Genomic DNA, 252 nt, shown 5'->3' on the forward strand with positions numbered 1-252 from the left:
TGATTTTGAACAACTTAAAGTAGATGACTCTATCGCCGCCATTTGTGCTTCACGCCCAACTAACCCAACTGGCAATGTGCTCACAGATCAAGAGATCCATAAGCTCGATAAACTGGCTCGCCAGCACAACATTCCACTGCTTATCGACAATGCGTATGGCTTACCATTCCCAAATATTGTCTTTGAAGAGGTTGAGCCATTTTGGAATGAAAACACCATCTTGTGTATGAGCCTATCCAAGTTAGGTTTACC

1 protein-coding gene is annotated in these 252 nt (G+C 43.3%); it reads left to right on the forward strand.

The genetic code is table 11. The features are described from left to right. The coding region (locus E0702_RS18010) for an aminotransferase class I/II-fold pyridoxal phosphate-dependent enzyme (RefSeq protein ID WP_132045849.1) at positions 1–252 on the forward strand (252 nt) is incomplete at both ends.

The sequence above is a fragment of the Halomonas marinisediminis genome, from assembly GCF_004347715.1.
GTDB lineage: Bacteria > Pseudomonadota > Gammaproteobacteria > Pseudomonadales > Halomonadaceae > Halomonas > Halomonas icarae.